General features: G+C 37.6%; 28 protein-coding genes. 9 read left to right on the top strand and 19 right to left on the bottom strand.

The window, feature by feature from the left end:
• Window positions 1-16 precede the first annotated feature (16 nt).
• Window positions 17-424: a hypothetical protein gene (locus LB465_RS16210; RefSeq protein WP_224470970.1), complete on the top strand. Its 408-nt coding sequence runs from the start codon at window positions 17-19 to the stop codon at window positions 422-424.
• A gap of 22 nt (window positions 425-446) precedes the next feature.
• On the opposite strand, the gene LB465_RS16205 is transcribed toward LB465_RS16210, so the two are convergent.
• The 13 genes from LB465_RS16205 to LB465_RS16145 form a co-directional block, all read right to left on the bottom strand.
• Window positions 447-1175: a hypothetical protein gene (locus LB465_RS16205; RefSeq protein WP_224470969.1), complete on the bottom strand. Its 729-nt coding sequence runs from the start codon at window positions 1173-1175 to the stop codon at window positions 447-449.
• A gap of 169 nt (window positions 1176-1344) precedes the next feature.
• On the bottom strand, window positions 1345-2565 hold the full coding sequence (gene hflX / locus LB465_RS16200; protein WP_224470968.1) for a GTPase HflX: 1221 nt from the start codon (window positions 2563-2565) through the stop codon (window positions 1345-1347).
• Window positions 2566-2793: 228 nt separating this feature from the next.
• Complete coding sequence (locus LB465_RS16195; protein ID WP_224470967.1) at window positions 2794-3684, bottom strand: DUF3078 domain-containing protein; 891 nt, start codon at window positions 3682-3684, stop codon at window positions 2794-2796.
• Between the two features lie 96 nt (window positions 3685-3780).
• Window positions 3781-4293 (bottom strand): DUF2480 family protein, encoded by a 513-nt coding sequence (locus LB465_RS16190; protein WP_224470966.1) that lies wholly within the window; start codon window positions 4291-4293, stop codon window positions 3781-3783.
• Window positions 4294-4329: 36 nt separating this feature from the next.
• Window positions 4330-4653: an iron-sulfur cluster assembly protein gene (locus LB465_RS16185; RefSeq protein ID WP_224470965.1), complete on the bottom strand. Its 324-nt coding sequence runs from the start codon at window positions 4651-4653 to the stop codon at window positions 4330-4332.
• Between the two features lies 1 nt (window position 4654).
• Window positions 4655-5032, bottom strand: coding sequence for a SufE family protein (locus LB465_RS16180; RefSeq protein ID WP_224470976.1), 378 nt, complete (start codon window positions 5030-5032; stop codon window positions 4655-4657).
• Between the two features lie 43 nt (window positions 5033-5075).
• Window positions 5076-5504 (bottom strand): META domain-containing protein, encoded by a 429-nt coding sequence (locus tag LB465_RS16175; protein WP_224470964.1) that lies wholly within the window; start codon window positions 5502-5504, stop codon window positions 5076-5078.
• 10 nt (window positions 5505-5514) lie between these two features.
• Window positions 5515-6753, bottom strand: coding sequence for an aminotransferase class V-fold PLP-dependent enzyme (locus LB465_RS16170; protein ID WP_224470963.1), 1239 nt, complete (start codon window positions 6751-6753; stop codon window positions 5515-5517).
• Window positions 6754-6800: 47 nt separating this feature from the next.
• Window positions 6801-8117, bottom strand: a complete 1317-nt coding sequence (gene sufD / locus LB465_RS16165; RefSeq protein WP_224470962.1) for a Fe-S cluster assembly protein SufD — start codon at window positions 8115-8117, stop codon at window positions 6801-6803.
• A 69-nt stretch (window positions 8118-8186) separates the two neighbouring features.
• Window positions 8187-8939: a Fe-S cluster assembly ATPase SufC gene (gene sufC, locus LB465_RS16160; protein ID WP_224470961.1), complete on the bottom strand. Its 753-nt coding sequence runs from the start codon at window positions 8937-8939 to the stop codon at window positions 8187-8189.
• 42 nt (window positions 8940-8981) lie between these two features.
• On the bottom strand, window positions 8982-9386 hold the full coding sequence (locus LB465_RS16155) for a hypothetical protein (RefSeq protein WP_224470960.1): 405 nt from the start codon (window positions 9384-9386) through the stop codon (window positions 8982-8984).
• A gap of 9 nt (window positions 9387-9395) precedes the next feature.
• Window positions 9396-10841, bottom strand: coding sequence for a Fe-S cluster assembly protein SufB (gene sufB / locus LB465_RS16150; protein ID WP_224470959.1), 1446 nt, complete (start codon window positions 10839-10841; stop codon window positions 9396-9398).
• Between the two features lie 87 nt (window positions 10842-10928).
• Window positions 10929-11258 carry a HesB/IscA family protein gene (locus LB465_RS16145; protein WP_079711690.1) on the bottom strand — a complete coding sequence of 110 codons (330 nt, stop codon included), beginning with the start codon at window positions 11256-11258 and terminating at the stop codon, window positions 10929-10931.
• A gap of 275 nt (window positions 11259-11533) precedes the next feature.
• Here LB465_RS16145 and thiL point away from each other — a divergent pair, with 275 nt between their 5' ends.
• Window positions 11534-12607, top strand: coding sequence for a thiamine-phosphate kinase (gene thiL, locus LB465_RS16140; RefSeq protein ID WP_224470958.1), 1074 nt, complete (start codon window positions 11534-11536; stop codon window positions 12605-12607).
• A gap of 31 nt (window positions 12608-12638) precedes the next feature.
• On the opposite strand, the gene LB465_RS16135 is transcribed toward thiL, so the two are convergent.
• From LB465_RS16135 to LB465_RS16115, 5 genes are all read right to left on the bottom strand, one after another.
• On the bottom strand, window positions 12639-12890 hold the full coding sequence (locus LB465_RS16135) for a hypothetical protein (RefSeq protein WP_224470957.1): 252 nt from the start codon (window positions 12888-12890) through the stop codon (window positions 12639-12641).
• 72 nt (window positions 12891-12962) lie between these two features.
• Window positions 12963-13733 carry an alpha/beta fold hydrolase gene (locus LB465_RS16130; protein WP_224470956.1) on the bottom strand — a complete coding sequence of 257 codons (771 nt, stop codon included), beginning with the start codon at window positions 13731-13733 and terminating at the stop codon, window positions 12963-12965.
• Between the two features lie 205 nt (window positions 13734-13938).
• Window positions 13939-15231 (bottom strand): aminopeptidase P family protein, encoded by a 1293-nt coding sequence (locus tag LB465_RS16125; RefSeq protein WP_224470955.1) that lies wholly within the window; start codon window positions 15229-15231, stop codon window positions 13939-13941.
• Window positions 15232-15567: 336 nt separating this feature from the next.
• A complete protein-coding gene (locus tag LB465_RS16120) occupies window positions 15568-15858 on the bottom strand; it encodes a chaperone modulator CbpM (RefSeq protein ID WP_224470954.1) in 291 nt (96 codons plus the stop codon).
• Window positions 15855-16799 (bottom strand): DnaJ C-terminal domain-containing protein, encoded by a 945-nt coding sequence (locus LB465_RS16115; protein WP_224470953.1) that lies wholly within the window; start codon window positions 16797-16799, stop codon window positions 15855-15857. Before LB465_RS16115 ends, LB465_RS16120 begins: the two co-directional genes overlap by 4 nt.
• A gap of 322 nt (window positions 16800-17121) precedes the next feature.
• Between LB465_RS16115 and asnB the strand changes: the two genes are divergently transcribed.
• From asnB to LB465_RS16080, 7 genes are all read left to right on the top strand, one after another.
• Window positions 17122-18792 (top strand): asparagine synthase B, encoded by a 1671-nt coding sequence (gene asnB / locus LB465_RS16110; RefSeq protein ID WP_224470952.1) that lies wholly within the window; start codon window positions 17122-17124, stop codon window positions 18790-18792.
• A gap of 321 nt (window positions 18793-19113) precedes the next feature.
• On the top strand, window positions 19114-19776 hold the full coding sequence (locus LB465_RS16105; RefSeq protein WP_224470951.1) for a succinate dehydrogenase cytochrome b subunit: 663 nt from the start codon (window positions 19114-19116) through the stop codon (window positions 19774-19776).
• Between the two features lie 12 nt (window positions 19777-19788).
• Window positions 19789-21792, top strand: a complete 2004-nt coding sequence (locus tag LB465_RS16100; RefSeq protein WP_224470950.1) for a fumarate reductase/succinate dehydrogenase flavoprotein subunit — start codon at window positions 19789-19791, stop codon at window positions 21790-21792.
• Between the two features lie 68 nt (window positions 21793-21860).
• Complete coding sequence (locus LB465_RS16095) at window positions 21861-22607, top strand: succinate dehydrogenase/fumarate reductase iron-sulfur subunit (RefSeq protein ID WP_070052954.1); 747 nt, start codon at window positions 21861-21863, stop codon at window positions 22605-22607.
• 179 nt (window positions 22608-22786) lie between these two features.
• Window positions 22787-23941 carry a methionine aminotransferase gene (locus LB465_RS16090; RefSeq protein WP_224470949.1) on the top strand — a complete coding sequence of 385 codons (1155 nt, stop codon included), beginning with the start codon at window positions 22787-22789 and terminating at the stop codon, window positions 23939-23941.
• A gap of 192 nt (window positions 23942-24133) precedes the next feature.
• Entirely contained in the window at window positions 24134-24769 is a 636-nt protein-coding gene (pdeM, locus tag LB465_RS16085) for a ligase-associated DNA damage response endonuclease PdeM (RefSeq protein WP_237690543.1), read from the top strand.
• Window position 24770: 1 nt separating this feature from the next.
• Complete coding sequence (locus LB465_RS16080) at window positions 24771-25580, top strand: tryptophan-rich sensory protein (RefSeq protein ID WP_224470948.1); 810 nt, start codon at window positions 24771-24773, stop codon at window positions 25578-25580.
• A 13-nt stretch (window positions 25581-25593) separates the two neighbouring features.
• Here LB465_RS16080 and LB465_RS16075 read toward each other — a convergent pair whose 3' ends face one another.
• Window positions 25594-26952 carry a dihydrolipoyl dehydrogenase family protein gene (locus LB465_RS16075; protein WP_224470947.1) on the bottom strand — a complete coding sequence of 453 codons (1359 nt, stop codon included), beginning with the start codon at window positions 26950-26952 and terminating at the stop codon, window positions 25594-25596.
• Between the last annotated feature and the right edge of the window lie 7 nt (window positions 26953-26959).

The raw sequence follows: 26959 nt of genomic DNA, 5'->3' as shown, positions 1-26959 counted from the left end.
ATTTTAAAATCGGAATATGAAGCAAACTTTACTCTTTCTGTTTTTACTTACTACCAATTTAGGATTCGCCCAGTTTTCCCAGGATTTTGCCGGTAATTGGTTTTGGGAGTCTCCAGATGGACAAAACACCATGGAATTAGAGCTGGAATATGAAAGTCAGGGAAGTATTAAAGGCAATCACTGTGTAATTTTCGCACAGGGAGAAAATACCGATTGTCAAAGAAAAAATGGAAATGCATTTACAATTAGTCTTATTAAAATTGCAGAAGGAGTTTACGATGGCACCATAGAAAGTGCTGTGAGTTATACTTCCGGGAAAATACGTTTACAATATATAGACAGCGAAAAAGCGATTCGGTTTTACCTAAAAGAAGTTCCTCAGGGCGAATTCTACATGCCAAAAGAGGCTTTCTTAGTGAGGTGATTTTGAATAATATTTTTGAAAGTTATTTCTGATAAGCCTCGCTGTATGGCGACCAGATTTCATAAATAGGATCTCCTTTAGAACTTTTTCCTTTGTGATGCCATTTGCCATTTTTCACTTCATATTGAAATTCTAAACTGGCACCTACACGACTGACATCTCTTGAGAAGAACTCAATATTTTCAATGTATTTTCCATCTTCGGCGGTATAGGTTCCTCCGCCGGTTCCGTTAAATTCTTTGGTAGCCGAGTTAAATGCGATCCATTGAAACCTGCCACCACTTAAGATCTTTACCGTACGCCTGTCGCCTGGAGTCATCGTGTTCATCTCGCCATCTCTTTCACGGCCGGTAATTACCCAAGTACCGGTTAGGGCATCGGTTTTATCTGCAACTCGTTCCCAAATTTTAGTGGTAATTCCGTCAGAGATTTCCATTTTATTATCTCCTTCCCAGAATATGTTATATTCGTGTTCTGCGCCAATTTTTTCAGGATCATAAGTGTCAAAATCCCTTTTTTCAGTAAGGGTTTCATCTTTGAGGCTGAGTTCCCCTCCGGCGGCACCCAAAAATTCATCATCACTAAGATTTTTAGATCCTAAGGCAAAATAACCATCCTGTATAATTTTAATCACTTCCCGATCATTAACAGCTTTACCGTCCTTTTCGATTAATTTCCAGGCACCATCCAATTCCTGAGCGGTCATTATTCCGAAGCAAAAAAGCAAGGCTAGTAAGATTAAATTTTTCATTGTAGTAAGTTATTGGTCTACTCTAATTTACTAAAAAAAACATATAATTTTTTAGAAGATTTTAAGTCGTAACCCTGAATTTATTTCAGGGTCTAAGGTTTTAGATATTGAAATCATATTAGAAGCTGAAACCCGTTCAGCTTGACGTCCCAAGTTTTTCACCCGAACTCTATTTTTCCTCTCCATATTTATCATATTCCGGATAGAGAAAATTATTATAAGGGAAACGGGTAATATGGATTTTACGAACCGCTTCATAAACTTTTCTGCGGAAATCCTCCATATTCTCATTGTTCAAAGCTGAAATAAACAAGACATTATCGCCCATTTTGTTCATCCAGGTTTGCTTCCATTCTTTAAGTGTGTAATGCTCCTTCGTTTTTTCAGTAATTAAATCGTCCTCTTCAATTTCTTCAGCTTCATATTGATCGATCTTATTAAAAACCATAATGGTTGGTTTGTCATTACTCTTAATCTCGCTCATGATCTGGTTAACAGACTCTATATGATCTTCAAAATTGGGATGTGAAATATCTACTACGTGCAGTAACAAATCGGATTCCCTAACTTCATCTAAGGTCGATTTAAAAGACTCTACCAGTTGCGTGGGAAGTTTCCTTATAAACCCAACCGTATCCGTTAAAAGGAATGGTAAATTGCGAATCACGACTTTTCTTACCGTAGTATCTAAAGTTGCGAAAAGCTTATTTTCTGCAAAAACCTCACTCTTGCTAATGGTATTCATTAAGGTAGATTTTCCAACGTTTGTGTAACCTACTAATGCCACCCTAACCAATTGACCGCGGTTACCGCGTTGCACTTCCATTTGCTTGTCTATAGTTTCCAGTTTCTTTTTTAAAAGCGCAATTTTATCCCGAACAATCCTACGGTCAGTCTCTATTTCTGTTTCCCCGGGTCCACGCATTCCAATACCACCACGCTGGCGTTCAAGGTGAGTCCACATACCGGCAAGTCTTGGTAGTAAATATTCATATTGTGCCAGTTCTACCTGTGTCCTCGCGTAGCTGGTTTGTGCCCGTTGGGCAAAAATATCGAGAATAAGCGTAGTTCTATCTAATACTTTACACTTTAAGATTTTTTCAATATTCTTTTGCTGTGCAGGAGAAAGTTCATCATCAAAAATAGCGGTACCTACATCATTTTCATCAACGAATTCTTTTAATTCATTCATTTTCCCTGTCCCAATAAATGTTTTGGGGTTGGGCTTGTCCATATTCTGGCTGAAACGCTTAATCACTTCCCCGCCGGCGGTATAGGTTAGGAACTCTAATTCGTCCAGATATTCTTTTAATTTATCGTGCCCCTGTTCTTTGGTTACAATACCAATTAGAACAGCTTTTTCGTGGGTTAGGTCGGTTTTTTCAATCATAAATACAAAGTTACACAATAGATTGCTACTGCGATTTTTGCGGAAATTATTTCAACATATATTTAACTAAAAAATCTAATAAAATAACAAACCTGCCGTATTAGGGCAGGTTGTTTTTAGTTTGTTTACAGTCACGCTGTTTATTTCAGCGTCTAAGTAGTTTCCAGATCAGGATAGATGCTGAAACGAGTTCAGCTTGACGTTACGGGCTAGTTTATTTGTAATATTTTAAAATCCATAGTTAAATCCTAAACCGAAAACCTCCCTGATTTGGAAGCCTTTTACAGCATTATCATCATAAATAGCCTGAAAAATAAGATTTGTAGAAAGGTAATCGTTAATCTTCATTTTCATGTTCATGGTATAATCGATATCTACGTTCTGCGGGTCTTCGAGGTAATTGGAATATAAGTTAAGTAGATTTTCCATCGTTACATTTTCAATAACATCAAATTTAGCGTATCCAGAAACCGAGGCGCCAAATTCAAAACGCATCGCTTTATTAGCATCTACTCCAAAATAATCGCCATCTGTATAATCTGGCCCCGAAGTGAAATCTTTATCAACAAAAACCATTCTACCGGTAGCCGGTGCAATATTTACATAGAAATTTTCACTTTTTTTCCACATCATCCCGGGGCCAAACTGAAGGTAGGCGGGTGATAAAAAGTTAGTATATTCTGTTCGGGTAGTTTCTCCGGTTTCGTCTTCACCAAATTTATAACCTTTGGTAATTTGTGTTCTAAAATTAAGAAAAAGTGAATAATACCAGTTGGAGTCCTGTACTTGCTTCCCTGCGATTGAGTTAAGTTCTAAACGGTCACTTGTTTTTCTTGCAAACTCATCACTACGTTGCTTGGTGATTCCATAGTCCAAAAGCAACCTATTGTCCCAGGTAAAATCGTCTTTTAGATAATTGAAATTATAATCAAAAAGTAAATTCCCTGCAAGGTTTGAAGTCCCCCCGCCAGTCCATTCTTCGTTAAAGGCCGATTGATTAAAAAGCAAGGAAATGTTTCCTTCTTTAGTCCATCCTTGTTTTTGTTCTTCTTCCTCTTCCTGAGCCGATAAATTAAAAATTCCGCCAAATAGGACGAAAGCAAGTATTAATTTTTTCATTTTCTTATAATTCTGAATGTCACCTGAACGCTAATACAGGAATATAACCACTTCCTGGTATTGTTAATTTTGCATCCAGCATCATACTGGTTCATCTTAATTTTTTGGTTTTTTATACAAGGGTACCGATGAGCAGGCCTCACCATACATTAAACTTTTAACTACGGGTTGTAGTTTTTCTATTAAAAGCAAATAAGCATTTTTAGGCACCGGTTTGTGGGAACAGCCTTTGATAATCACAGGTTTATCTGTAAGATCGTTAAGATCCATTTTCTGAATAACTTCCGTATATAGCACGGTTTCCAGTGTTTCCAGATTGCCGGTTATTACTTTTTTTGCGTAAGGCTGTAAATAGGTAGCCAATAACATAAATGCCCAGGCCGGGATAATCGCATCGCTGGAGCAGGTAAGTGCAATGAATTTGCCTTCGTACTGGCTCCAATCGTGGTTTTTAGCCTGTTGCCTAAACTCACCCTCGCGCAGTACAAAACCTTCCAGAAGCCAGTCTTTAACATCAAACAACACGCGTTCCCCTTCAGGATAATAATCCTCAAGATTAAACGTGATAAGTTTGCTATTGGCTATCCGGTTTACAATTTCTTCAGCCATAAATTAAAGTCGAATTTAATGATTAAAAATTATAGCTTATAAAAGTCCTAATTCCAGTTTTGCTTCTTCGCTAATAAGATCCTGGTTCCACGGCGGATCGAAAGTAATTTCTACCTCGGCATCTTTCACCGTATCGATAGAAGCTACCCTTTCCTTTACTTCCTGCGGTAAACTTTCGGCTACCGGGCAGTTAGGTGTGGTTAATGTCATTAAGATTTTTACTTCGTGATCGGTATTTACCATCACATCGTAAATAAGGCCTAATTCGTATATATCTACAGGGATTTCAGGGTCGTAAATGGTTTTTAAAACCTTTACGATTTTTTCTCCTAATTCCTCGGTGTTTATTTCTTGTTCCATCTTAATTGAGTTGTGTTTGGTATGCCACGGCATACATTTTAAGTTGTTTGATCATACTCACCAAACCATTGGCGCGGGTAGGAGACAAATGCTCTTTCAAGCCAATATCATCAATAAATTTCGTGTCGGCTTCAATAATTGCCGAAGGATGATGATTGGAAAAGGCCCTGATCAAAATAGCTACAATTCCTTTGGTGATTATAGCGTCGCTATCTGCGGTAAAAACCAGTTTTTCATCTTCCAGCTCGGCGTGAACCCACACTTTACTTTGGCAACCTTTAATAAGGTTTTCGTCAATTTTGTATTTTTCGTCAATTAAAGGAAGTGCTTTTCCAAGCTCTATCATATATTCATAACGCTGCATCCAGTCCTCGAACATCGCGAACTCGTCTACAATCTCTTCCTGTATTTCCTGTATCGTCTTACTCACTGTCTTCTGTTTTTTGCAGGTTTAAAAGCTCCTGATTTTCTCCAGATAAAAATATTAAATCTTTATCGCTAATTCTAACATTTCTAATTTCTGGGATTACTTCATTAAAAATCTCTTCATATTCCATCTGTCCTTCGCAGTACATTTTTGTTCCCATCGGAGGATTGAATTTAATAATGGAATCTTCAATTTTATAAGTCGCTACAAAATTATTGCAACCTGTTTTTCCCGAAAGTCTTTGTTCTTCTCCATTAAAATTTAAAATAAAACCTTCGGAAGAAATATCTTCCCCATCCATCTCCAACAATTCATAATCGCTATTAATGGATTTTAAATCTGCAGGATCTTCTGAAATCTTTTCTTCTGAATTTCCGCATGAAACTATTAAAAACACACTGATTAAGAATAAGATCTTTTTCATTCTTTATTAATTAAGAGAGCATTGATTTAGCTTTTTTAACCGCATCGATAAACCGGTCAATTTCTTCTTTTGTATTGTAAAACGAGAAAGAAGCCCTTACAGTGCCCGGAATTTTATAAAAATCCATAATAGGCTGGGCACAATGATGTCCCGTTCTTACCGCTATACCCATTTTGTCGACAAGCGTACCAATATCATACGGATGAAGCCCTTCAATATTAAAGGAAATCACGGCGGTTTTTTCTCTCGAAGTCCCGTAGAGTTCCATTCCTTCAATTTCCTGAAGTTTTAAAGTGGCATAATCCAGCAATTCCTCTTCGTAGTGGGCAATAGCTTCAAAACCGATAGCGTTCATATAATCTATGGCTGCGCCAAAAGCGATACCACCACATATATTGGGCGTGCCGGCTTCAAATTTATGCGGAAGTTCAGCATAGGTTGTTTTTTCAAAACTAACCGTTGCGATCATTTCGCCACCACCTTGATAGGGTGGAAGTTTATTGAGCCATTCTTCTTTCCCGTATAAAACGCCAACTCCGGTTGGACCGCACATTTTATGGGCAGAAACCACGTAGAAATCAACATCGAGTGCCTGCACATCTGCTTTGATATGCGGAGCAGCCTGCGCGCCATCTATTAGAACAGCGGCGCCTTTTTCGTGGGCTTTATCTATAATTTTTTTGATAGGATTAATGGTGCCCAAAGCGTTTGAAACGTGATTTAGGAAAACCACTTTAGTGTTTTCTGAAAGCAATTCTTCAAAAGATTCATAAATGAGTTCGCCCTGCTCGTTCATGGGTATTACCTTCAAGATTGCTCCCGTTTTTTCACAAAGCATTTGCCAGGGCACAATATTGGAATGGTGCTCTAGTGCTGAAACAAGGATTTCATCCCCCTTTTTGAGAATAGAAGCGAAACCACTTGCCACAAGATTAATCCCGTGAGTGGTTCCCGAAGTAAAAATAATTTCATGAGCTTTTTCAGCATTAAAATGTTGCTGAATTTTTATTCTTGCTCCTTCATATTTATCGGTTGCTTCCTGAGAAAGACTGTGCACGCCGCGATGAATATTGGCATTGTAGTTAGAATAATAATCTACAATAGCATCCATCACCTGTTTTGGAGTTTGCGAAGTTGCCGCATTATCCAGATAAACCAGGGGATAACCATTAACTTCCCTATTCAGAATAGGGAAGTCTTTTCTAATATCTTCAACGTTAAATGCTATATTATTAGTAGCAATGCTCATTTTTATACTGATTTGAGGATTCTTTTAAAGCTACTTTAGATAGCGATTTACAAGTTGAATCCTAATTCTACGCCCAGTTTAAGGGCTATAAGTTTATTGATTCTCTTTTTAATTTCCGGAATTTTTACACTTTCCAATACATTATTGGCAAAAGCGTACATTAAAAGTCCGCTGGCTTCTTTTCTTGGAATCCCACGAGACTGAAGATAAAATAAAGCATCTTCGTCTAACTGCCCAATAGTACAACCGTGGCTACATTTTACATCATCTGCAAAAATTTCCAGCTGAGGTTTTGAGTTTATGGTTGCTTTGTCGTTTAATAAAACATTGTTGTTAGACTGGTATGCGTTTGTTTTTTGCGCTTCTTTTTCAACCACTACTTTTCCGTTAAAAACACCAACCGATTTTTCATCAAAAATACCTTTGTAATCCTGGTGGGATTCACAGTTTGGTTCAATATGGTGTACCAAAGTGTTATGGTCTACGTGCTGTTTCCCTTCAATGATGGTTATACCTTTCATTGTAGAATCTATGCGCTCTCCTCTTTGATAGAAGTTAAGATTGTTTCGGGTTAATTTCCCGCCAAAGGAAAAAGTGTGTACCGAACAGAAACTTTCAGATTTTTGTTCGATGTAAGTATTGTCAATTAAAGAAGCCGAAAGTTTATCATTCTGAATCTTGTAGTAATCTACAATAGCACGTTTATCGGCAAATATTTCAGTAACCGAATTAGTAAGTACCGGTTGTTCGGTTAAACTCTGGTGACGCTCAATAATTTGGCAGTGTGAATTCTCGTCTACCACAATTAAATTACGAGGCTGCACCAATATAGAAGATTCATTTCCGGTAGAGAAATTTATGATCTGGATTGGCTTATCAGCCATTGTATTCTTATGAATATGAATAAACGCACCTTCTTTTGTAAAAGCCGTATTCAACGAGTTTAGTCCGTTTTTTGGAGCAATTTTGTTGAAATAATTATCAATTAATGGCTTGTAAAGATCTTTATTTAAAGCCGAAGACATTAAGCAAACGTCAATCTTATCGTGCGTAGTGCTGGATAAGTGCGATGAATAAATACCATCTATAAATACCAGGTCGTAAGTATCTATCTCGTGAATAAGGTATTTTTTAATGTCTTTGTATTCTATAGCGTTTTCCTTCTTCGGAAAAAGACTGTAATCTTCTTTTAAAACCGATTTAAGGGAAGTGTATTTATAATCTTCCTCCTTTCGGCTTGGGAAACCTATAGTTTCAAAGTCCTTAATCGCCTGATTTCTTATCTTATGAAGATCATCGTTAGCTCCTGTGTACTCTTCTTCAAAAGCCAGGAATGATGATACTAATTTTTCTTTCAATTCCATTATACTGTATTTTGTCTTTCCCGCCTAGGCGGGAAACTTTTAGCAGTCTTTAAAAGACTAAATAACTTTTTAAACTGCTTTTTCAGCTTTTACCCATTCGTAACCTCTTTCTTCCAGCTCGAGTGCTAGTTCCTTGCCGCCAGATTTTACGATTTTACCGTCTATCATTACGTGAACCACATCTGGTACAATATAGTTAAGCAAACGCTGATAGTGAGTAATTAACAATACCGCATTGTCTTTGCTTCTTAACTTGTTCACTCCGTCGGCAACAATTTTTAATGCATCGATATCCAAACCTGAATCGGTTTCATCAAGAATAGCTAATTTTGGTTCTAACATAGCCATTTGGAAGATCTCATTTCTTTTCTTCTCTCCTCCTGAAAACCCTGCATTTAAAGATCTTGATAAAAATTTACGATCTATTTCTAAAGCTGCAGATTTCTCGCGAATCTTTTTCAGCATTTCATTGGCCGGCATATCTTCCAGTCCGTTAGCTTTTCTATGAGCATTGATCGCAGTTCTCATAAAATTCGTAACTGAAACTCCCGGAATTTCCACCGGATATTGAAAAGAAAGAAAGATGCCTTTATGTGCTCTTTCTTCAGGATCCATTTCTGAAATCTCTGTGTTTTCAAAAAGTATTTCACCCTGGGTTTGTTCAAATTCCTCTTTCCCGGCAATTACCGAAGAAAGCGTGCTTTTTCCTGAACCGTTAGGCCCCATAATAGCGTGAACTTCTCCCGGATTAATTTCAAGATTAATTCCTTTTAGGATTTCCTTATCTTCTATACTCGCGTGTAAATTCTTTATTTTTAGCATAAATTCTCTGTATGCATCCCGAATAAACTCGGGATTGGATTATTATTTTTCTTCCTGTTCTTCCAGAACCTTTTCGGCATCCAGAATTTCAATAATTTCTCTTATTTCTATATTCTCGTCCCAACCTTCCTGTCGTGGTTTTGGAACGATTTTACCTTTTACTCTTACGGTAACCAAATCAAATTCTTCTTTTTGAAATGGTTGTATCTGCTCGGCCAGTGTTTTAGACATTGAATCTATAGTTACGCCGTAAACAAAATCGCTTCCTCTTAAAATCGCTGCATCTCCGGCATAGATAAATTCCCCGGTTAGCGTTTGAATACTGTCAGGAACTTTTTCTGTTTCATTTTGATTCATAAGATCCTGACGGCTTTCGTCCTGACAGGAAAAAGCTGTAATAGCTAGAGCAAGAATTAGCAAAAACTTCTTCATTTGTTCAATCATCATTTTCCCTATTTATCCTACAGATCCTTCAAGGGAAATTTCTAATAGTTTTTGTGCTTCCACTGCAAACTCCATAGGTAATTTGTTCAATACCTCTTTACTAAACCCATTTACAATAAGGGCAATAGCTTTTTCGGTATCAATACCACGTTGGTTACAGTAAAAAATCTGGTCTTCCCCAATTTTACTGGTGGTAGCTTCGTGTTCTACCTGCCCGGTTTTGTTTTTAACTTCAATATACGGGAAGGTATGCGCGCCACATTTATTCCCCATTAAAAGGGAATCACATTGTGAAAAGTTACGGGCGTTTTCTGCTCTACTGTTAATTTGAACTAATCCACGGTAGGAGTTTTGCGACTGTCCTGCCGAAATACCTTTAGAAATTATGGTACTCTTAGTATTTTTACCAAGGTGTACCATTTTTGTGCCGGTATCTGCCTGCTGGTGGTTATTGGTAACCGCGATAGAATAAAATTCACCAATAGAATTATCTCCTTTTAAAATACAGGAAGGATATTTCCAGGTTACTGCCGATCCAGTTTCAACCTGCGTCCAGGAAATCTTCGCTCCTTTTTCGCAAATTCCACGCTTAGTTACAAAATTGTAAACCCCGCCTTTTCCTTCTTTACTTCCTGGGAACCAGTTTTGAACTGTACTGTATTTAATTTCGGCGTCGTCCATTGCAACCAATTCTACCACCGCCGCATGTAATTGATTTTCATCACGGGTTGGGGCAGTACAACCTTCAAGGTAACTTACGTAACTTCCCGGTTCTGCAACTACTAGCGTACGCTCAAATTGCCCTGTACCAGCCTGGTTAATTCTAAAATACGTTGAAAGTTCCATTGGGCATCTAACGCCTTTTGGAATGTAGCAAAACGAGCCATCACTAAATACTGCGGAATTTAATGCCGCGTAAAAGTTATCTGTGGTAGGTACCACCGATCCGATGTATTTTTTTACAAGCTCAGGATGTTCCCTTATAGCTTCAGAAATAGAACAGAATATAATTCCTTTTTCAGCAAGCGTTTTTTTGAATGTAGTGGTTACTGAAACAGAGTCCATTACGATATCAACGGCAACACCGGCAAGTTTTTTCTGCTCATCTACAGAAATACCAAGTTTTTTAAAGGTTTCCAGCAATTCAGGATCTACTTCATCTAAACTTTCGTATTTCGGTTTTTTATTGGGAGCCGAATAGTAAGAAATATTCTGAAAATTAGGCTTCTCGTAATGTACATTAGCCCATTCAGGTTCTTTCATGGTTTTCCAGTGACGATATGCTTCCAGTCGCCACTCAGTCATCCATTCGGGTTCTTCTTTCTTTTTGGAGATCGCTCTAACAATATCTTCATTTAATCCCACGGGGAATGTATCCGATTCAATATCGGTGTAAAACCCATACTCATATTCTTTCGTTTCGAGCTCTTTTTTTAAATCATCTTCAGTATATGCCATCTCAATTTTTTCTAAAATTATTCAAGGTTCAAAGTTTAAAAATTCAAGGTTTAAGTCCTGTTTTTAAATTTGTTCCTTCTAAATCTATTACAGAGAAAAACTTTCTCCGCATCCACAGGTTCTTTGGGCGTTTGGATTGTTAAAAACAAATCCTTTGCCGTTTAATCCACCGGAAAATTCTAAAACGGTTCCCGCCAGGTATAAAACACTGCGTTTATCTACTACTATTTTTATATCGTTATCTTCAAAAAGTTTGTCGTCTTCGGCTTTAGATTTGTCAAAATTCAATTCGTAAGACAAACCGGAGCAGCCTCCGCTTTTTACACCTACTCGAACAAAGTCTTGCAAATTGTCAAAACCCTCTTCACTCATAAGTGCGGCAATCTTTTTTTTAGCGCTTTCGCTTACTTTTATCATAGCTTAAAAAGATTAATTCTAAATTGGGTACAAATATACTATAAAACAAGCGGTTTACCATAGCGCTGGTATATGTTTTAAGAATACATTGATAAGTCCTGCCAATTCTAATTTTTGAAAGGTTAATAGCATATAAATAACTGAAAACTAATGCGTTTTGCATTTAATTATCATTTTTTATTAAATAAGTAAACCGGCGTTTTTTTAATCTATGCCTATCTAAATAATGGCAGTTGAATAATATTCAGTTATTTTGCAAATTAAAATAATAAGTTATGTTTCAGGATAGTCAGGATATGCGTACAAACCTTTCAGAATTAGGTGAATTTGGATTAATAGATCACCTTACTAAAGGGTTTAGGCCCAAACTCTCTTCAACCGTAAAAGCAATAGGCGACGATGCTGCGGTATTGAATTTTGAAAATATGCAAACCGTGGTTACTACCGATCTTTTGGTTGAAGGTGTGCATTTTGACCTGGCGTATATGCCGCTGAAGCATCTGGGTTATAAAGCTGTAATGGTGAATTTATCTGATGTTTACGCGATGAATGCAAAAGCCACTCAAATTACCGTTTCTATAGCTGCTTCCAACCGGTTTCCGGTAGAAGCTTTGGAAGAATTATACTCCGGGATTGAGCTGGCTGCAAAATTATATAATATTGATGTGGTTGGTGGTGATACTACTTCTTCAACCTCTGGATTGTTAATTAGTATTACCGCAATTGGTGTAGCCGAAAAAGAAGATATTGTTTTCCGCAGCGGTGCGAAACCCAACGACCTTTTGGTGGTTACCGGCGATCTTGGTGCCGCCTATATGGGCTTGCAAATTCTGGAACGTGAGAAAGAAGTTTTTAAGGCTAATCCAAACGCTCAGCCAGATCTTGATCCTTATACTTATTTAATCGAAAGGCAATTAAAGCCGGAAGCTAGAAAAGATATTGCTCCTCTATTGAAGGAACTCGGTGTGAAACCAACTTCCATGATAGACATTAGCGACGGACTTTCTTCTGAAATTATCCATTTGTGCAAAAACTCTCAGGTTGGTGCGAATTTATTCGAAGAGAAAATTCCGCTAGATCCTGCCGTAATTTCGGTTTGTGAGGAATTTGATATTGACAGCACGACCATCGCGTTAAGCGGCGGAGAAGATTATGAATTGCTTTTTACTATTTCTCAGGACGATTATGATAAAATAAAGGCAAATCCCAATTTAACCGTTATTGGGCATATGGCAGAAGAAAAAGAAGGAATGCATTTAATAACCCGTGCTAATCAGAAATTACCACTAATTGCACGTGGCTGGAATTCGATGGATGATAAAAATGATAATTCTGAAAATAAGGAATAAGATTTCGAAAATTTAATTTCGAAATAGGATATTAAGAAGCGTGGGCAAAATGCTTGCGCTTTCTTTTTTGATGTATTTTCGAAATATAATTGTTGGTTTCTTTAAATTTTGGGGTTAAACGAGCCAAAAAACCATTTGCGGTATCGGTCATTTCCATACCGCATTTCTCGCATTTGTATTCGTGTACGTGGTCTGTAACATTTTTTGATACACGTAGCCTATGTCCGAAAATGCTGCAAAAAACTTTTCCGAACGAAAATCTTGTAGGGGTTCTTTCTTTCATAAAAGCTTGATTTTCTTGTTTCTGAAAGTCTAAAGTATAAAAAAAAGTTAAACTTTCGGCAAAAAGTTAAAATTAATCGATTAAATGCAAAATTCTTCGAACTTCTGTTTTGTTCTCCAAAAAGGACAAATGCCCATCTGGAAGATTTTCGAACTTAGAACCACAGCTTAAAGCTATGGTTTTTATCGTGTTAAAATCTAAAACAGGATCCTGCTTTCCTGCTACAACAATTTTTTGTCCTTTAAATTTTGCAAAAAGCCCGGCATGATCTGTACGAATTTTCATACCCTTTATGGCGGCGTAGATTCCTTGAGTAGAAAACTCCAGGGCGCGGTTTTTTATTAATTCAATTTGAGATTTGAATACCTTATTGTTTTCTGGCGTTAACAAATTTGAGATCGCCATACTCACAAAAGCCTTTTTGTTTTTTAGAACCAAAGCAGCCGCACGATCGCGATTGACTTTACGTTCTTCAGAATCTGCCTGCGGGGTAGAATTTACCAGCACCAGACTATTGCACATTGTAGGAAAAATATTTTGGATTTCCAAACTTGCATAACCACCCATAGAATGACCGGCGAAAGAAGCTTTTTCAATTTTGAGTTCATCTAGAACAGATTTTACTGCTTCGGCCATAACTGCCATTGTATGAATCTCGCAGATATTTCCGGATTCTCCGTGTCCGGGGAGATCTATGCAGATTATTTGTCGCTTTTTGGAAAATTCTTCGGCAAATTCTTTCCATATTTCTTTAGACTCTAAAAACCCGTGAAGTAGCACAAGCGGATTTCCGGTTCCCTGACTTGTAAAAGAGATAGGAGTATTTTTGTAGGTTGTTCTCATTGTTTTTAACAATACAAAAAGCCACGAATTTTCAAATAGATTCGTGGCTTTGGTTTTAATATTTTGATGAAATTGTAATTGGAAGGAGGTGACGACTGAAGCAATCTCTTCTTAAAACAGAACGAGCTTTTAAGTAGATCCATTTTCCAACAAAAGATTACCGCGCTCCTAACGTCGCTTGTAATGACCTTGAAAGTTTTGAAAACTAAGAATTCATAATCTCTTCAATTTCTTCAATTTCAATGGGGATATTACGCATCAGGTTAAAAGGCTCACCTTCTGGCTGAATTATCACATCGTCTTCCAAACGAATTCCAAAGCCTTCATCGGGTAAATAGATTCCCGGTTCTACGGTAAAAACCTGGTTAGGTTTCATAGGTTCGGTTAAAATCCCGTAATCGTGGGTGTCTAATCCGATATTATGCGCGGTACCGTGCATAAAATATTTTTTATAAGCTGGCCATTTTGGGTCTTCATTTTGGACATCGGCTTTATCCAGCAGGCCTAAATCTAATAATTCTGAAGTCATTAACTTACCAACTTCCTTGTGGTATTCTGCCCAAATAGTTCCTGGAACTAACCATTTTGTGGCTTCTTTCTTTACCTTGTTTACCGTATTGTAGATCTGTTTCTGGCGATCTGAAAACTTTCCTGAAACCGGAATAGTTCTGGTCATATCACTCGAATAATTAGCATATTCTGCACCGGTGTCTATAAGGATTAAATCTCCTTCTTTACATTGCTGGTTATTCTCAGTGTAATGTAGCACGTTAGCGTTATTTCCGCTGGCAATAATTGGCGTATAAGCGAATCCGCGGCTACGATTTCTAATCATTTCATGCCAGTATTCAGCTTCAATTTCGTGTTCCCAAACTCCGGGTTTTGTGAATTTCAAAGCTCTGCGGAAAGCCTTTTCGGTAATATCACAGGCTTTCTGCATCAAGTCTAGTTCGATGGGATCTTTTACCGAACGTAAACGCTGTAAAATAGGATTGCTTTTCGCAACCTGGTGCGCCGGATATTTCTCCTTGCACCATTTTATAAATCGATCGTCACGAGTTTCAGTCTGCACATTCGCACGATAATGTTCGTTGGTATTGAAATAAACCGTTTCGCATTGCGACATCACTTCAAAGAAAATCTTCTCAAAATCCTGAAGCCAGTAAACGGTTTCTACACCGCTAACTTCCAGTGCTTTTTTCTTGTCTAATTTCGCGCCTTCCCAAACTGCGATATGCGGATTGGTTTCTGTAAGAAATAAAATCTCACGATGTTCGGGTTTTGGAGCATCAGGAAAAAGTACTAAAATAACTTCTTCCTGGTCTACACCACTTAAATAAAAAAGGTCGCGGTTTTGCTGAAAAGGCATTGTGCTGTCGGCGCCAATTGGGAAAATATCGTTGGCATTAAAAACCGCAAGACTGTTGGCTTTCATTCCGGCCATAAAGCTTTTACGGTTTTTTATAAATAATTTACTGTCTATTTGATCGTATCTCATATTATTATATCTATTGTTTCTTTTTCTTATTTAATGCAGGTTTTATATTCCAGTAGTAGAAAAAAAGACCGACAAAAACTCCAATGAAAAGACTGTGGGGTATTGAGTCTAAGAATTCAGGGATATCGTCATTTATAAAATATTCCCATCCATAATCCCAAATTATAAAAAATATGGAAAACAAGAGTATACAGGTAAATGGGTTCTGAACCAATTTCGAGAAAGTTGTTTTCATTCTTTTTTCTAAACTGAAATCGGAAACCGAGTTAATTAAAAATTAGTTTCTTCGATTTGGTGCAAAGTTATCAATATCTAACAGAGTAAAAAGTTCTCACATTATTCATATAAGCCCAATCGGTTTTTAAGCTTGCGATTTTGCTTTTGCAGTTTTTTTACCTTTCCAATTAAATGTTGAATTGCTTCCAGGCCTTCTAGATTAATGTCCAGATCGTAATGCAATCGCCTTAACCTTTCAAATTCTGAAATGTCATCGCAATGCACATATTGAGTTTCTTCAATGGTCACGACTTCAATCAAACCGCTTTCGTACAAGGAGCTTACAAAAGTGCGTTCAACTTTATATCGAATACAAATCTCATCGGTGGGGATTAAATCTTCTAAATTCATGAGCGTAATTTTTGAAGTTCTCTAAATAATTCTTTTTCTCGGCTGCTTAAGTTGGTAGGCATTCTTATGTGGTAAGTGATAATTAAGTCCCCAAACTGATCTTCCTTTTTATATTTAGGGAAACCTTTCCCTTTTAATTTTACTTTCGTGTCGGGCTGGGTTTCGGGTTTCACGTTTAATTTTACTTTTCCGCTAAAAGTGTCTACGGTTATTTCTCCACCAAGCAATGCAGTATATAGATCGATGTCTATGGTAGCGAATAAATTCTCTTTTTCTCTTTTGAATTTTGTGTTGTTTATAATATTAAAAGTGATAAAAAGATCGCCTTTGGGGCCGCCCTGAACACCTGGGCCGCCATGACCCTTAATTTTAATGGTTTGCCCATTCTCAACTCCGGCGGGAATTGTAAGTCGAATATTCTTCCCATTTACCGTGAGTGTTTGTTTGTGGCTGGTGTAAACATCGCTTAAGTTTAGTTGAAACTCAGCATTAAAATCCTGCCCTTTAAAATGTCGGTCGCGACCCGAACCGTGAGCTCTTGCGCCACTGCCAAACATTTCCTCAAAAAAGTCTGAAAAAGTATCATCGTCAAAATTTCCTGAATAGGAATGACTGCTTTGGCCGCCACCAAAGCCCGAACCTCCATAGCCACCACCGGAATGGGCTCTTCCGCCTGAAGCTTGTTGTTGCTTTTTGGCTTCCTCGTAGGCATCTGCGTGTTGCCAGTCTTTCCCGTACTGGTCGTATTTTTTTCGTTTTTCAGGATCGCTCAACACTTCGTTGGCTTCATTTATTTGTTGAAACCTAAGCTGAGCTTCCTTGTTATTTGGGTTGAGATCTGGGTGATATTTCCTGGCCAGCTTCCGGTAGGCTTTTTTAATATCAGCCTGGCTGGCAGATTTATCTAATTCCAGCAGTTTGTAGTAGTCTATAAAATCCATGAAAACTTATGAATTAATGGTGAAATTCTATCTCCTGAAATTACTAAAAACCTGGCTTACTTCCCATTAAGTTTTTGCAAAATCGGAAAAATTCGACAAAAGTTGATTTTTGCAATTTTCAATTTTAGGAATAATATTTTTAATGCTTTCCAAAAATTTTACTGCTGAAATTAAATCGTAATTATTATTAAATTTAATTTTTAATATGGAGTTAATATGTAATTTTAAATTTTCATATGTAACCAAATATCCTATATTGGCTTTTTTTATGAAATATTAATTCAATATTTGTTTCAATATTAATACTTAAAATTTTAAAGCTGTGTGTGGAATTGTTTGTGCTTTCGATTTAAAAGAGAGGTCTGAAGACTTAAGACCTCAAATATTAGAAATGGCTAAATGTTTAAGACATCGTGGCCCAGACTGGAGTGGAATTTATAGTGATGAAAAAGCGATTTTGGCACATGAACGCCTGGCCATTGTAGATCCCATTTCTGGTGGACAACCATTATTGTCTGATGATAAACAACTTGTGCTTGCTGCAAATGGAGAAATCTATAATCATAATGAATTAAGAAGTCAGTTTCCAAATTATAACTTTCAAACAAAATCTGATTGTGAAGTTATCCTCGCGCTTTATAAAGAAAAAGGAGATAGCTTTTTAGATGAATTAAACGGGATTTTTGGTTTTGCTATTTATGATGTCGAAAATGATGAGTATTTTATTGCTCGCGATCATATGGGTATAATTCCTTTATATGTAGGCTGGGATCAAAATGGAACTTTTTATGTAGCTTCAGAACTTAAAGCTTTGGAAGGTAAATGTACTAAGATTGAATTATTTCCTCCCGGGCATTATTTATCTAGTAAAAAGGAAGGTTTCCAAAAATGGTATGAGCGCGACTGGATGGAATATGATGCCGTAAAGGATAATGAAACCAGTATCGAAGATTTAAAGGAAGCTCTTGAAAAAGCGGTACACCGGCAGTTGATGAGTGATGTGCCTTATGGTGTTTTACTTTCAGGTGGCTTAGATTCTTCAATTACTTCTGCAGTTGCCAAATTATATTCAGAAAAAAGAATAGAGAGTGACGATAAAGATGCGGCATGGTACCCAAGATTACACTCTTTTGCCATTGGGTTAGAGGGGTCGCCAGATCTTGCTGCTGCACAAAAAGTGGCCGATCATTTAGATACGGTGCATCACGAAATAAAATTCACCATACAGGAAGGGTTAGATGCGATTAAAGATGTGATTTATCATTTAGAAACTTATGATGTAACTACAATTAGGGCGTCTACTCCTATGTATTTAATGGCTAGAACTATCAAATCTTTGGGGATTAAAATGGTGCTTTCGGGTGAAGGTGCAGATGAATTATTTGGCGGGTATCTTTACTTTCATAAAGCTCCGAGTGCAAAAGATTTTCACGAGGAGACCGTTCGAAAATTAGATAAATTACATCAATATGATTGTTTACGAGCTAATAAATCTCTTTGTGCCTGGGGTATAGAGGGGCGTGTTCCTTTCCTGGATAAAGAATTTATGGATGTAGCTATGCGAATAAATCCTAAAGATAAAATGATTACCGGGGAACGTATTGAAAAATGGGTACTAAGAAAGGCATTTGAAGATTATTTGCCAGAAAGCGTAGCCTGGAGACAAAAAGAACAATTTTCGGATGGTGTTGGTTATAGTTGGATAGATACTCTAAAAGAATTGGTTAATGCAGAGGTGAGTGATGAGCAGCTTAAAAATGCACACTTTAAATTTCCAATTCAACCACCATCTAGTAAAGAAGAATATTACTACCGATCTATTTTTACCGATCATTTCCCAAGCGATGCGGCAGCAAAGTCAGTTCCATCTGTACCCTCTGTAGCTTGTAGTACCCCAACCGCTTTAGAGTGGGATGAGTCTTTTAAAAATATGAACGATCCATCGGGTAGAGCAGTGGCTAATGTTCATGCTGATAGTTATAAAAAAGATTAGAAAAACTAAACTCCATAAAAAAAAGCTACCTAAATCTATGGGTAGCTTTTTTTATGGAGTTTTCATTCTTAACCTGGTTTGTGAATTGTGTAACCGTAATTTATATAAATTTTCACCAGGAAAAATTGAAGTGCTTTAGAAGATAGCATTAGGTAAAGGTTTTAACCTTTAGCATTGTGTAGATTGGGAATAATGGTCTTCAACAAAATTATCGCTTACTTATATTTGTTCTAAATAGTCCTATAAACAGGCTTGAAAGTTTGTCCGTAAGTGATTTGGAGTGTATTTTTGCTGTTAAATTTCTATAAAATTATCAAACCAATGGGTGGATTTCTAAATTCAACCATAGCAAGAAAATTTGCTATGGCCTTATCGGGACTATTTCTGGTCTTATTTTTAGCTCAGCATTTCAGTATCAATTTTATTTCAGTATTCAGTAAAGACGTCTTTAATGAGGTTTCTCATTTTATGGGAACCAACTTTTTTGTGCAGGCTTTATTGCAACCGATTTTAATTTTTGGAGTGATTTTTCACTTTGTAATGGGTTTTATACTGGAAGCGAAAAACCGTGGAGCAAGAGACATAAAGTATGTGAAGTTTGCCGGAAATGAAAATTCAAGCTGGGTGTCAAGAAATATGATTTACTCCGGACTTGTAATTTTAGCTTTTTTAGGGCTTCACTTTTACGATTTCTGGTTTCCGGAAATGATTCATAAATATATTGAATCGCATCCCGAAGACGCTGCTCGTTATTATGACGAGTTAGTGGCGAAATTCCAAAGCCCGGTTAGAACAATATTATACGTGGTTTCATTTGTATTTTTGGCCCTTCACCTTTATCACGGCTTTTCTTCTTCTTTCCAATCTGTTGGATGGAGAAATAAGTACGCCAAAGGACTTAGAGGATTCACCAAGGCTTATGCGATCATCATACCGCTAGGATTTATTTTTATAGCCCTTTTTCACTATATTAATAACCTTTAATACGTAAGATTTATGTCAGTTTTAGATTCAAAAATACCTAAAGGGCCTCTAAAAGAAAAGTGGACCAATCATAAAAATAATATCAATCTTGTTAATCCTGCCAACAAACGTAATATAGACGTTATTGTAATAGGAACAGGACTTGCCGGGGGTAGTGCAGCTGCAACTCTTGCCGAATTAGGTTATAATGTGAAAACATTTTGTTACCAGGATTCTCCAAGACGTGCCCACTCTATCGCCGCTCAGGGAGGTATTAACGCTTCAAAAAATTACCAGGGAGACGGTGATTCAGATTATCGCTTATTTTACGATACTGTAAAAGGTGGGGATTATCGTTCTCGCGAAGGGAACGTTTATCGTCTTGCTGAGGTTTCTGGAAATATTATAGATCAATGTGTGGCACAGGGAGTTCCTTTTGCCCGTGAATATGGAGGTTATTTAGATAACCGTTCTTTTGGTGGGGTATTAGTATCCCGTACTTTTTATGCTAAAGGACAAACGGGACAGCAGTTGTTGCTTGGAGCTTATTCAGCAATGAACCGTCAGATTAACCGTGGAAAGATCAAGCCTTACAACCGTCACGAAATGATGGATTTAGTATTAGTAGATGGTAAAGCCCGGGGAATTATTGCCAGAAATATGATTACTGGCGAAATTGAACGCCACTCTGCTCACGCTGTGGTGTTGGCTTCCGGTGGTTATGGTAATGTTTTCTTCCTTTCAACTAACGCGATGGGAAGTAATGTGACGGCCGCCTGGAGAGCGCATCGTAGAGGTGCATATTTTGCCAACCCTTGCTATACACAAATTCACCCAACTTGTATACCGGTTTCTGGAGATCATCAGTCTAAACTTACGTTGATGTCTGAATCCCTTCGGAATGATGGAAGAATCTGGGTGCCGAAGAAAAAAGAAGATGCTGAAGCTATAAGAGCCGGCAAGAAGAAACCAACAGAACTTTCAGAAGAAGATAGAGATTATTACCTGGAGCGTCGTTATCCTGCATTTGGTAACCTTGTGCCACGTGATGTAGCTTCCAGAGCTGCCAAAGAGCGTTGTGATGCCGGTTTTGGAGTAAATAAAACAGGACAGGCTGTATATCTTGATTTTGCCAGTGCAATAGAGCGTTACGGAAAAGAGAAAGCCTTTACTTCAGGAAATAAAAATGCTTCAAAAGAAGAAATAATAAAACTAGGGAAAGAAGTAGTAGCTTCTAAATACGGAAACCTCTTCGATATGTATCAGAAGATCGTAGACCAGAATCCGTATGAAACCCCAATGATGATATATCCTGCCGTTCACTATACAATGGGTGGACTTTGGGTAGATTATAATTTACAGACTACCATTCCGGGTTGTTACGCTGCCGGAGAAGCTAACTTCTCAGATCACGGTGCTAACAGGCTTGGGGCTTCTGCATTAATGCAGGGATTAGCAGATGGTTATTTTGTATTGCCTTACACGATTGGTAATTATTTATCGAATGATATTCGTACTGGTGCAATTTCTACAGATTCTCCTGAATTTGAAGAAACTGAAAATGCGGTGAAAGAGCGAATGGATAAATTGATGAATGCCAATGGAAACAAATCGGTAGATTCCTATCACAAGGAATTAGGCTTGATTATGTGGAACAAATGCGGAATGGCACGTAATGCAGAAGGCTTAAAAGAGGCGATTGAAGAAATTGCAGCTTTAAGAGAAGATTTCTGGAAAAACGTAAAAGTTCCGGGAACTGCAACCTCTAAAAATGCCGAGCTTGAAAAAGCCGGTCGTGTGGCAGATTTCCTTGAACTTGGAGAATTATTCGCTAAGGATGCTTTACATAGAAATGAATCTTGTGGAGGGCATTTTAGAGAAGAATACCAAACCGAAGAAGGTGAAGCCTTGAGGGATGACGAAAACTTTAGATACGTTGCCGCCTGGGAACATAAAGGAAAACCCGCCGATGCTGTTCTTCACAAAGAAGAACTAGTATTTGAAAATATAGAATTGAAAACAAGAAGTTATAAATAGAATTGAGATTTCAGTATTGAGTATTAAGAGCTCAATACTAAATACTCACTACTCAATACTTTTAAGATATGAAGCTTAACTTAAAAATATGGCGTCAGGAAAATGCCACTGCTAAAGGAAAAATGGTAGATTATCCTGTAGATGGGATAGATGGAGATATGTCTTTTCTTGAGATGCTGGATATCCTTAACGAGCAGTTGGTAGAAAAGGGAGAAGATACCATTCAATTTGATCACGATTGTCGTGAGGGAATTTGTGGTTCCTGTTCTTTGCAAATCAACGGTGAGCCACACGGCCCCGATAAACTTATTGCTACCTGTCAGTTACATATGCGTTCTTTTAAAGATGGTGATACTATTTATATAGAGCCATTTAGAGCAAAAGCGTTTCCAGTTATAAAAGACCTTATTGTAGATCGTACTGCTTTTGACAGGATTCAGCAAGCCTGGGGATATGTTTCGGTAAATACTTCGGGGAATACCGTAGATGCGAATACTATTCCTATAGAAAAAGAAAAGGCCGATGAATCTTTTAATGCGGCAACCTGTATTGGTTGTGGAGCTTGTGTAGCGGCTTGTAAAAATGCAAGTGCTATGTTGTTTACTTCAGCTAAAGTTTCTCAATATGCTTTGCTTCCACAAGGACGTGTAGAAGCTACCGAGCGTGTTCAGGCAATGGTTAGACAAATGGATGAAGAAGGGTTTGGAAACTGTAGTAATACAGGTGCCTGCGAAATAGAATGTCCTAAAGGAATTTCTTTAGAGAATATCGCTCGTATGAACCGCGAATATCTTGCAGCTAGCGTAAAAGGATAAAACTTCCTTAAATACAAATAAATTGATCCCAAATTCTTTTTGAATTTGGGATTTTTTATGCAACTTAATCAACTACGTCGAGAAAAACACAGGAGTTATTTAAAGAGAGAAAATTCACCCGATTACGATGTAGCACATCGTTTAATAAAACCCATTTAAGGGGATTTAAAAATACAACAATGCCAGATTTTCAAAATCTTCCTTCCAAACTTCCCGCTGGGAAAACCAGTATATTTTCTGTAATGAGTGGGTTGGCCACAAAACACGATGCAATAGATCTTTCCCAGGGTTTTCCGAATTTTGAAACCGATAATCATTTGAAAGAGCTGGTTTGTAAAGCGATGAAAGATGGCTACAATCAGTATCCACCAATGAATGGTATTCCCGAATTAAGGGAACAAATAGTTGCTAAAATTGGAACTCTCTACGGGAAAGAATATAATGAAGCTTCTGAAATCATTTTTACTGCGGGCGCTACTCAAGCATTATATTGCGCGATAAGCGCGTTTGTTCATCCCGGCGATGAAGTTATTGTCTTTAAACCGGCTTACGATTCTTATGAACCCGATATTAAACTGGCCGGAGGCAAACCCGTTTTGATAGAATTAAAAGGGAAAGACTTTACAATCGACTGGCAGGAAGTGGAAGAAAAAATCACTTCTAAAACCAGGATGATCGTCATTAATACGCCGCATAATCCAACCGGAACAATCCTTTCTAAAAATGATATGCAGCGACTGGAGAAATTATTGAAGAATACCAATATTATTCTTTTAAGCGATGAGGTTTATGAACATTTAATTTTTGATAAGGAAGAACACCAAAGCGCCTCCAAATTTCCCGGATTAGCCGAGCGGGCGATCGTTTGCGCCTCTTTCGGGAAAACTTTTCACAATACCGGTTGGAAAATGGGGTACTGTGTAGCTCCTGAAGTTTTAATGAAAGAGATTATTAAATTTCATCAAGCCACGGTTTTTTGTGTAAATCACCCAATGCAAAGGGCCTTCGCTGAATACCTAAAAAATCCGGATCACTATTTGAGCCTGGGAAATTTCTATCAGCAAAAACGCGATAAATTCCTTGAGCTGTTGCAAGGTTCAAAGTTTAAAGGCATACCCTCAAAAGGAACCTACTTTCAGGTGATGGACTATTCTGAAATAACCGATGAACACGATGTGGATTTTGCAAAAAGATTAATTACCGAAAAAGGGATAGCAACCATCCCGGTTTCTGTATTTCATAAGGATGGAAAAGACCACAAACAGCTGCGTTTCTGCTTCGCCAAAACCGATGAAACCTTAGAAAAAGCAGCAGAGATTTTGCATAAGCTGTAATTGAATTGCAACGTCATCTTGAATTTGATTCAGGACCTAACATTAAATGAAATAAAACTTATTTTTAAAAGCAGAGTGTTTCAGAAGAACGTCATTACGAACGCAGTGAAGTAATCTCAAGCTTTAATACTATAATTTACTAATTGCTTCGTGCCTCGCAATGACGAAGTTTTTTAGTTGTTCTAAATTCCTATGACCATAAATCTCCAAAACCAAACTTTTGAATTACATCCCAGCGGTGCCGCTTTCTGGAAGGAAAAAGAAATTCTTTTAATTAGTGATGTGCATCTGGGAAAAATATCCCATTTCAGGAAGTTTGGAAGCGCTGTGCCTCATAAAGCAATCAATGCCAATTTTTTAAGGCTGAGTGAAGTAGTAGGAAAGTTTCAGCCTAAAATCGTCTGTTTTCTTGGCGATCTTTTTCATAGTGATCTTAATAGTGAGTGGAAATTATTCGAAAACTGGCTCAGTTTTGTAGAAGCCGAAGTAGTTTTAATAGCAGGAAATCACGATATAATTTCTCCCTTAAGATATGAAGAGCTGGGTGTCAAAATTCATTCAGAATGGCAGCTTAATGGTTTTTTACTTACCCACCATCCAGAAAACAAGGCAGATTTCTTTAACCTTTCCGGTCATATTCATCCTGGGTACCGATTAAATGGAAAAGGAAAACAAAGCCTTAAATTGCCTTGTTTTTTCAGAAGAAAAGATCAGTTAATTTTTCCTGCTTTTGGAGAATTCACCGGGAATTATATGATGAAGCTAAATGAAGGCGAAAAAGCATACGCGATTACCCAAAATGAAGTAATTTTAATAAAAAACAGCTAAAATGGAAAAGCGTCTCGCAGTTTTGAATTTTATTTCTGTAATATTAATCATTGCCGTAAGCTATATTTCCCAAACGGGAATAATTAACGGGAATACTATGGGTAGCCTTAGCGCCGAGTATTATAATCTTTTTACCCCTGCAGGTTATGCTTTTGCTATCTGGGGAATAATTTTTCTTTCGCTTTTAGTCTTTTCTGGCTATCAACTTTTCCAGGCATTTTCAGCGAAAAATGAGTTAGAGTTTTTAAGAAATTCGGGTTACTGGTTTTTAACAGCTAACCTGGCCAATGCTGCCTGGGTAATTTTTTGGCTGTATGAGTTTACGGGAGTTTCAGTATTGCTCATGTTTTTAATTCTTTTCTCTCTTATAAAAATAATTCTGAATACCAATATGGAACGATGGGATGCGCCTTTAAAAATCCTTGCGTTTAGCTGGTGGCCTATTTGCCTGTATTCAGGTTGGATTGCCGTTGCGGCTATCGCCAATGTCTCGGCTTACCTTGCAAAAATTGAGTGGACCGCACCTTTTTTCGGGGAAGAACTCTGGACGGTGATTATGATTGCAGTCGCTGTTTTTCTAAATATCGCTATCATTTGGCGAAGAAATATGAGGGAATTCGCCGCTATTGGAGTTTGGGCTTTAATCGCTATTTATTTCAGACATTTTGGAAAAATTCCACTTATCGCTTATTCAGCTTTAATAGGTGCAATTGCCATTTTTTCAAATATTATTTATCACGGTTGGATGAATAAGGAAACAAACCCGATGTATAGATTCCTTGAAAGCAAAAAGAAATCCAGTAATCAATAAAAATGACAAGGGTTTAAACCATTCCTTTAATATCACTTGCCCAACTGGGATAAGTGAAAATCATCTTTTTTAAGGTTTCGCAATCCAGCTTTCCACACATCGCCATTACGAACATATTAATAATTTCTGAAGCTTCCGGACCAACTAAATGAGCCCCAAGCACGAGTCCGGTTTTTTTATCTACTAAGGTCTTATAAGCATATATTTTTTCATTGATATGCTTAGCATTAAACCAATCTGTAACCAGTTTATGTTCTAAAGTATAATCGTATCCCTGTTCCTTAGCTTCTTTTTCTGAAAGTCCTACCGAAGCCAATTTTGGCAAAGTAAAGACTACCGTAGGTTGCGGCGGATAATCTGCTTTCTTAGGCGCTTTGCTATTTAAGAGATTTGCTGAAACGACCTTTGATTCCTGGGAAGAAAGCGGGGTTAAGGGCAAGCCTTCACTATCCGAAACATCGCCGCAGGCAAATACATTTTTATTCGTGGTATTTTGCAGAAATTCATTTACCGTAATCCCTTTATTAGAAAAAGATACATTTCCTTTTTTCAGGTCTAAATCTTCTATTGAAGGAACTCTACCGGCAGTATTAAAAATCATTTCTGCTTTTGCTGAAATCTCTTTTCCATCCTGCATTCCTTTTACTCTAAAATTCTTCTGAAGTTTCTCAATCTCATTTACTTCTAAATTAAATATGAATTCAATACCCAGGTCTTCTTCAGAAACCTGTTGTATATATTTTACCACATCTTCATCAAAATTGAAAAGTGGGCGGGAAACCATATCTACCATAGTGACCTTCACTCCAAAACGAGCGGCGATATGGGCAAATTCCATCCCAATATATCCGGCACCTATGAAAATCATTGTTTCCGGTAGTTCTTTTAGATCAAGAAAATCTTCACTAAATAAAGCGTGTTCTTCGCCGGGAATTCTCAATGGCATAGGTTTATTACCTGTAGCGATCACAATTTTATCTGCGGTTACCGTTTTGCCTTCAACAGAAAGTGTATTCTCATCCAAAAATTTCGGAGATTGGTGATACATTTTGATGTCCAGGGCAGCCAGATCTTTTTCGGTTGCTGCAGGAATGGCATTTACAAATGTTTCTTTAAAAGTCATAAGATCACTCCAATTTATCTCCAGCATTTTGGTAATCCCCTTGCCCTGCATTTTAGTGGCACGATCTATAATTTCGGTAAACCCAACTAAAACTTTTTTAGGATCACAGCCGCGATTTGGGCAGGTACCGCCATACTCTCTGTTATCGGCTATCGCAACTTTCCATCCTGCTTTAGCGCAGTCTTTGGCTACACCTTTTCCGGCGGTCCCGGTTCCTATTACAAATACATCAAAATGCTCAAATCCCATAACTTTA

Origin of the sequence: Salegentibacter lacus (assembly GCF_020164555.1) — a bacterium.
GTDB classification, from domain to species: Bacteria; Bacteroidota; Bacteroidia; order Flavobacteriales; family Flavobacteriaceae; genus Salegentibacter; species Salegentibacter lacus.
This window is presented reverse-complemented; position numbering and strand designations above follow the sequence as displayed.

Excerpts from the sequence above, each read along its gene's own strand:
- LB465_RS16210 (WP_224470970.1), top strand. The coding sequence starts at position 17 with ATGAAGCAAACTTTACTCTTTCTGTTTTTACTTACTACCAATTTAGGA.
- LB465_RS16205 (WP_224470969.1), bottom strand. The coding sequence starts at position 1,175 with ATGAAAAATTTAATCTTACTAGCCTTGCTTTTTTGCTTCGGAATAATG.
- hflX (WP_224470968.1), bottom strand. The coding sequence starts at position 2,565 with ATGATTGAAAAAACCGACCTAACCCACGAAAAAGCTGTTCTAATTGGT.
- LB465_RS16195 (WP_224470967.1), bottom strand. The coding sequence starts at position 3,684 with ATGAAAAAATTAATACTTGCTTTCGTCCTATTTGGCGGAATTTTTAAT.
- LB465_RS16190 (WP_224470966.1), bottom strand. The coding sequence starts at position 4,293 with ATGGCTGAAGAAATTGTAAACCGGATAGCCAATAGCAAACTTATCACG.
- LB465_RS16185 (WP_224470965.1), bottom strand. The coding sequence starts at position 4,653 with ATGGAACAAGAAATAAACACCGAGGAATTAGGAGAAAAAATCGTAAAG.
- LB465_RS16180 (WP_224470976.1), bottom strand. The coding sequence starts at position 5,032 with ATGTTCGAGGACTGGATGCAGCGTTATGAATATATGATAGAGCTTGGA.
- LB465_RS16175 (WP_224470964.1), bottom strand. The coding sequence starts at position 5,504 with ATGAAAAAGATCTTATTCTTAATCAGTGTGTTTTTAATAGTTTCATGC.
- LB465_RS16170 (WP_224470963.1), bottom strand. The coding sequence starts at position 6,753 with ATGAGCATTGCTACTAATAATATAGCATTTAACGTTGAAGATATTAGA.
- sufD (WP_224470962.1), bottom strand. The coding sequence starts at position 8,117 with ATGGAATTGAAAGAAAAATTAGTATCATCATTCCTGGCTTTTGAAGAA.
- sufC (WP_224470961.1), bottom strand. The coding sequence starts at position 8,939 with ATGCTAAAAATAAAGAATTTACACGCGAGTATAGAAGATAAGGAAATC.
- LB465_RS16155 (WP_224470960.1), bottom strand. The coding sequence starts at position 9,386 with ATGATGATTGAACAAATGAAGAAGTTTTTGCTAATTCTTGCTCTAGCT.
- sufB (WP_224470959.1), bottom strand. The coding sequence starts at position 10,841 with ATGGCATATACTGAAGATGATTTAAAAAAAGAGCTCGAAACGAAAGAA.
- LB465_RS16145 (WP_079711690.1), bottom strand. The coding sequence starts at position 11,258 with ATGATAAAAGTAAGCGAAAGCGCTAAAAAAAAGATTGCCGCACTTATG.
- thiL (WP_224470958.1), top strand. The coding sequence starts at position 11,534 with ATGTTTCAGGATAGTCAGGATATGCGTACAAACCTTTCAGAATTAGGT.
- LB465_RS16135 (WP_224470957.1), bottom strand. The coding sequence starts at position 12,890 with ATGAAAGAAAGAACCCCTACAAGATTTTCGTTCGGAAAAGTTTTTTGC.
- LB465_RS16130 (WP_224470956.1), bottom strand. The coding sequence starts at position 13,733 with ATGAGAACAACCTACAAAAATACTCCTATCTCTTTTACAAGTCAGGGA.
- LB465_RS16125 (WP_224470955.1), bottom strand. The coding sequence starts at position 15,231 with ATGAGATACGATCAAATAGACAGTAAATTATTTATAAAAAACCGTAAA.
- LB465_RS16120 (WP_224470954.1), bottom strand. The coding sequence starts at position 15,858 with ATGAATTTAGAAGATTTAATCCCCACCGATGAGATTTGTATTCGATAT.
- LB465_RS16115 (WP_224470953.1), bottom strand. The coding sequence starts at position 16,799 with ATGGATTTTATAGACTACTACAAACTGCTGGAATTAGATAAATCTGCC.
- LB465_RS16105 (WP_224470951.1), top strand. The coding sequence starts at position 19,114 with ATGGGTGGATTTCTAAATTCAACCATAGCAAGAAAATTTGCTATGGCC.
- LB465_RS16100 (WP_224470950.1), top strand. The coding sequence starts at position 19,789 with ATGTCAGTTTTAGATTCAAAAATACCTAAAGGGCCTCTAAAAGAAAAG.
- LB465_RS16095 (WP_070052954.1), top strand. The coding sequence starts at position 21,861 with ATGAAGCTTAACTTAAAAATATGGCGTCAGGAAAATGCCACTGCTAAA.
- LB465_RS16090 (WP_224470949.1), top strand. The coding sequence starts at position 22,787 with ATGCCAGATTTTCAAAATCTTCCTTCCAAACTTCCCGCTGGGAAAACC.
- pdeM (WP_237690543.1), top strand. The coding sequence starts at position 24,134 with ATGACCATAAATCTCCAAAACCAAACTTTTGAATTACATCCCAGCGGT.
- LB465_RS16080 (WP_224470948.1), top strand. The coding sequence starts at position 24,771 with ATGGAAAAGCGTCTCGCAGTTTTGAATTTTATTTCTGTAATATTAATC.
- LB465_RS16075 (WP_224470947.1), bottom strand. The coding sequence starts at position 26,952 with ATGGGATTTGAGCATTTTGATGTATTTGTAATAGGAACCGGGACCGCC.